Origin of the sequence: Caldisphaera sp. (assembly GCF_046536515.1) — an archaeon.
In the GTDB taxonomy this organism is placed as follows: Archaea; Thermoproteota; Thermoprotei_A; order Sulfolobales; family Acidilobaceae; genus Caldisphaera.
In genome coordinates, this window is sequence record NZ_JAWDMQ010000069.1 from 1 (window position 1) to 5936 (window position 5936).

Here is a 5936-nt window from a genome sequence, read left to right on the forward strand (position 1 = left end):
GACTAATCGAATCAAATAGTGAATGCAAAGTACCAACAATAACATTAAAAGATGTTATTGAAATGGTTGATAATCCATATCTATTAAAGCTGGATTGCGAAGGTTGTGAAGCAGATATATTAACAAAGTCTCACCCTAATGAATTAAAAATTTTTAAATATATAGTATTTGAAGCTCATCCTTATAAATCTAATGTAAGTACTGATAAAATTTTAACTTCTCTAGAAAATATAGGGTTTAATTGCAAACACAAGATTCATAGTATTTATTTATGTCAACAAAAATAACTCTAAACATCTTGAAAAATTTGTTTAACTTTTTGGTAAATTTAGTTTTAGTTAGGTAGAAAAGTTTAAGAATTTATACCTAACTAAAACTAATAACCCAGATTTGCACTGTGCTAGAATATTTGTCCCGTAATTTTTTTTTCTAGGTCAAAATATAGAGAAAAAGATATGAAACGCTTGAGTTTGTAAGGATTTCATATATGTAGGAATTAGACATAGGCTCTGAAATAAATTGCTAAAACTAAGTTTTGGCAAAATAAATTTATTTGTATAGACAAGTAGGTAAAATGTAAAATTACCATGGACGCTAACTTTAAATAATATCAATTGAAAGAAAAGAAATAAGTGATCCTACTTGAGGATTTACAGCTTTAAATATTATATAATGTTAAATCATTGAAATATAAATTTTATCAGTAGTTTTTACAGCACTTTTTTATATAGCTATAAATAAAAATGCTTAATATTTAGACTTTTTTCTTTATATTTTATTATAATATAAAACATAATCCTAAAGAAACTAGAAATTCTTATTTTATTATATACTCATTATCTGATTACCAAATTAATGCCTAATTTTGATGAATATAAAAGGTATTATTAGTATTATCTTAAAAACTTATAAAAGATCTTTCGAATAATTATTAAGCTAATTAAATTTATAACAAACAATAATACAATTTTATTCATAAAATAAAAAAGACTTAATATCAATTGGCTTCACAAATTAAGTGAGAGATAAAAACTACAAAGAAGCATATTCATGACAAAAATATTAATAAAATAGGTGAAATAAAATGGCAAGAATTGCATTGATTCACACCCTTATTGAAGAAACAGGAGGGACAGAAAAATTAGCTTTAGAAATGTACAAAGCATTAAGAGAACTTAAATATGATGTTGATCTCTATACTGCTCATAAAGATCCTAAGGCTTGGGAAATTCTTACTAGCGGAGATCAAACTATTCAAACTATTAAAGAATTAGGAGAACCTTTTATAAATAGAATTTTGAAGACAAAAAATGACAAATTTATACGTTACAGGCGTTTATTAGCTTTGAATCATCTTGTTAAGCTAATAAAAAAGCTTAGAAATAATTATGATATTATAATTGAAACTCAATCAAATATACCTTACAAATATACAGATGCCTCTTACATTCATTTTCCAGCTCTTATTGATTATATTTCATTTCAGGCAAAAACAGGTATTAGTAGAAAACTTTATAACTCATTAGTAATAAAGAAAGCAAAATTATTAATTTCCAAATCAGGATTTGTAATGACAAACAGTACATGGACTGCTAATTATATAAAGAAAGCATATGGCAATGATCTAAAGATTAAAATTGTTTACCCCCCGGTAAACATTGAGGAACTTCTTTCTATAAATGGAGAGAGAAGGAAAATAATATTAACTGTTAGCAGATTTTCTCCTGAGAAAAAGCTAAATACGATACCAGATATAGCTAGGAATATACCAGAAGCCGAATTTTATTTGATAGGTAGCACAAGTAATTACTCACGATCAGTTATTAAATCTATAAACAAAAAAGCAATAGGACTAAATAATTTTCATGTTGAAACTGATGTACCAAGAAAAAGAATAATTGAATTAATGTCCCAAGCTTCTATTTACCTTCATCCACCTTTTGCTGAGCATTTTGGTATTTCTATAGCTGAGGCAGCAGCAGCTGGGCTAGTACCTGTAGTCTATAAAGATGGTGGAGGATGGACAGATATAGTTTCTAGAATAGATGAAGGATTAGGTTATAAAAACATTGAAGAGGCAGCTCTAATTATAAAGAAATTATTAAGCGAGTGTGGAAGGCTTAATAATCTTTCAGAAAAAGCTAAAGATATAGCCAAAGACTTCAGTTATGAAAAGTTTAAGGAAAGGCTTAATGAAGTTATCGAAGAACTTATAAATGCAAAAATTTAAAGGGGATTACAGGTTAAAATATTCCAATGAGTATATTCATTTAGATTTTTTATTACACTATAATCCCTTAATCCTACTATAGATAATTCATCCTTTGCCTTAGTACAAATATGAGGTTTTAAACCTATTTTTCTCATCATTTTAACAACATTTATCAAGCCTATTTTAATTGCTGACTCATAATCAATTAATAATGCTACATGACTCTCATCTGCTCTTATTTCCTTTACAGGATCCTTAAGCTTTACAAGTTGGTTATAAAAAATTAAGTCTAGATTGTTAAATTGCTTCTGACCTCTTCCCTGCCTTGAAGGGTGAGGGTTTCCTGAGGTCTAGAGGGTTACACCCCTTCTATGGGTGCTACTCCATTATGCCCCCAAGCCGATATTGCTGGAGAAATCGGCTCCCGCTCCTCATGTTTTAAGAGTTGATCGGCTTGGAGTTATATTTTATTACACTTGTTAGTTGGGGTAGATGCATACTCAAATTTCAGTGACGCATACCCCTTTAGCAAATGTCTCAATTTTTAATAAGGTTTTAAATTAAAAAAACTTTACCCCGCCCCTAGAAGGGGTTTGTCGTTCGCTTTATCATATAAATTGAAGCACTGGTAGGAGCCTAGGTAAAATCTTTTTCTATAAGCTGGCTTAGAATTAAATACAATTTTATGAAAATTCAATGAAGCCCAGACCCCTACTTATAAGTTTTGCTAAATTTGAAGTAAATTTCCCTAATTCTTTCTGATCTTGTAATCTGCATTATATATGATAATATAAAATAAGGTACTGATTTAATGAGCCATTTCTGAAAATCTTCGTCTTTTATCTGTTTACTTATACTATAGTAATGCGGTAAGCATCTTAATAAATAATTAAGATCGTTTATTGAAAGCTTAAATTCTTTTGGTAAATATTTAATTTCTTTAAAAGGCGAATATTGCAATTCATTCTTAGGGTTTGACGCTTGTAACTTATCAAAATTACAAGGAACTTGATGCTCATTTAAACTTTGAGTGATTTCTGAAAGTATTTTTAAATCATTTGCATATTCTAAAGTTCGTAATGTTATCTTATAATAATATAATTTATTGTGATATTTTTGATCAACTTTATGAAATGTGCTATGACTTTCTTTATGAACCCTAAAATATGTAAGTTCATCATCTGTGAAAAATATACTTCCTTCAGAAACCAAAGATATACTATAAAAAAATTTATCCAAAGCTATTACAATTTTTTTAAATAGCTCTATGTATTTGTTAATTATATCTCTTTTGATTGCAATTGAACTATTGTTATGATGTCCCTTATCTGTAATATAAAAAAACAAAAAATCATAAGGATTCATTTTAGCAAATTTAGCTATATTTTTTAATGTGCTAGTTTTTATTATAAAGTTCTTGTTATTTGGAATTAAAATATTTTTATTTTTTGTCTTTAAATTTTGATAAATAGGATCTTCTAGCTTATTACCATTTTCATCTATAATAACCTGAGAATTATGAAAGTATATTAAATCATTAAATTTGTTAAAAGTTTCATATACTTTTGCTAGTCTATCTTCTCTATACATATCGTCATCTTCAAGAAATGTAATAATATCTCCTTTAGACTTTTTAAATCCAATTGCTATTTTTGAGCTAAGGGATTTTTCATCAGTTACAACGTTTTTCCATTTATTTCTAGAAATTATTTCATCACTTATATTATCCTCAAAGTTCTTTACAACAATTACTTCAAACATTTCTTTTGGAAGCGTTTGCTTTTCTAGGCTTTTCAATGCAAAAGGTAAGTATTTTCTTCTATCATGCGCTGTTACAATAACGCTGATTAAGTTTTTATCCAAATTAACTACCCAAAAATTTTTATATTACTTCCTTTTAAATCCTTTTTTGCTAAAATTAAAATTTAAACGCTTTCTTATTCTTTCAATAAATTCTAGTAAAAACCCTTAAAATTTACAGTTTCGTTTCTTTATTTGTTATTTAATATTAATTATCATTCGCATAGATAAAAATTATTATTTTTTTAACTTTTAAAGATTACCCTAATTTTTAATAAATTCACTTAACATAATTTAATTAATCATTATACTTTATTTATCATTTCCTCGTTTTTTCAAAAATTAACTTTTATCAAATATAATTGCATTTTTCAAAAATTTCAATAAATAATTCATAGTGTTATTAAAAAATTCTTATTAACTAGCAATTGACTCTATTAATTTCCATTCAGCTTTTGCCACATTTTCCCAAGTATACTTTTCTGAAAATTTAATACCATCATTTACTACTTTTTCTGACCCATCGATTATTTTAATAGCATGATCGATCATTCCCCTAATGTCTAAGGGTTTGACTTTAATTACAGCTTTTGCGTCTGAATAATTAAACCGTATTGCAGGTATTCCATATGCTAATACAGGTGTTCCACAGGAAAGGGATTCTAATACTACAAGCGGAAAAGCGTCTGATCTAGAAGGATATATAAATAGCTTTGATGATGCTAATAAATTAAACACATCATTACTTTTTACATTAAATTTAAATTCAACATTTTTAGCTATCCTTAAATCTTCTGCATATTTTATCACTTCTTTTGCCATTTCACTACTTGCAGCGCCAACAACTAAGGCCTTAATTTGTTTATTATAATTAGCTACTCCCTTAACTATTTTTAAAAAGTCAAAAATGCCTTTTTCAGGAGTAATCCTAGCATGAAAAATTAAATCATACACTTTTTCTTGATTTAAATAATTGCATTTTTCAACCCCGATCCCTGGATCAACTACTTTGAAGTTAAGGTTTATGCCTACTTTTTTCATTTCATATGGTATTGACTTAGAAACAGATAGAAGTTGAACTCCATGAGCTGCTAGACTAAGCAAATTAAGATTTGTATAACCATTTAATGCCTTAAGTAAACCTAAATTGTTTAGTTTTGCATTTTTTAAGAAAAGGCTAAATCCATAGCCATCCTCTATAGTTAAGGATCCTATTGCTGGTATTGATTGAAGAAGTAAACTCCATTTCATACCGCTAGATCTTATACCTAAGGATAAAACAGAATAATCATAAGGTGCATAAAGTAAATCCGCGTTAAGCCTTTTGCAGACCTTAGCTATATAACGACCATATGCAATTTCATTTATATGGCCTATGCTATGGAAATCCTCCAATTCATATGCTGATTTTACTATATCTAATGATTCTCTATCATTTAAATACTTTTTAATATCTCTCATTAACATTAACTTCTTATTTTTTGGAATTATTAATACGTAATTTTCTTTAGGAAAAAAGCTTAATACTTTAAGGGTTCTTATCTCACCTCCTCCGAAAAACCTTGGTAACATTAATATTGCTACTTTCATTATATGCACCTTTTTAATTCTGTTAATTATATTAGCAATTTGCTTTAATAACTTTACGACTTTTCAAAAACTTTTTCAAAGATATAATAGATTTCTTTTTGTTTTTGCTAAGATAACCCATTTAAAGAAAAATATAAAACGCCAAATTTTATCCTATTTTTCGATAAAAAAGTATAGTTTAAAATGAAAGTCAATTCAATAGAGTTTATGTTAATAGCATCAAATAAGATTTATAGTCTTTTGACCTAAATGGCTTTAGAATTCCCCGTATTTAAAGATGTATCTATAAGGTTGAATTTAATATAAAAAACTATACTAGTTTTGGTTTGCCTTA

The 5936-nt window shown here is 27.3% G+C and carries 4 protein-coding genes; 2 read left to right on the forward strand and 2 right to left on the reverse strand.

Annotated features, from left to right (window positions below; genetic code table 11):
- A partial coding sequence (locus RXO53_RS07510) for an FkbM family methyltransferase (RefSeq protein WP_410713609.1) occupies window positions 1-287 on the forward strand: 287 nt, incomplete at its 5' end.
- A 797-nt stretch (window positions 288-1084) separates the two neighbouring features.
- A complete protein-coding gene (locus RXO53_RS07515; protein ID WP_410713610.1) occupies window positions 1085-2230 on the forward strand; it encodes a glycosyltransferase in 1146 nt (381 codons plus the stop codon).
- 693 nt (window positions 2231-2923) lie between these two features.
- On the opposite strand, the gene RXO53_RS07520 is transcribed toward RXO53_RS07515, so the two are convergent.
- Both RXO53_RS07520 and RXO53_RS07525 read right to left on the reverse strand, forming a co-directional pair.
- Entirely contained in the window at window positions 2924-4075 is a 1152-nt protein-coding gene (locus tag RXO53_RS07520; protein ID WP_410713611.1) for a glycosyltransferase family 2 protein, read from the reverse strand.
- 354 nt (window positions 4076-4429) lie between these two features.
- Complete coding sequence (locus RXO53_RS07525) at window positions 4430-5602, reverse strand: glycosyltransferase family 4 protein (RefSeq protein ID WP_410713612.1); 1173 nt, start codon at window positions 5600-5602, stop codon at window positions 4430-4432.
- Between the last annotated feature and the right edge of the window lie 334 nt (window positions 5603-5936).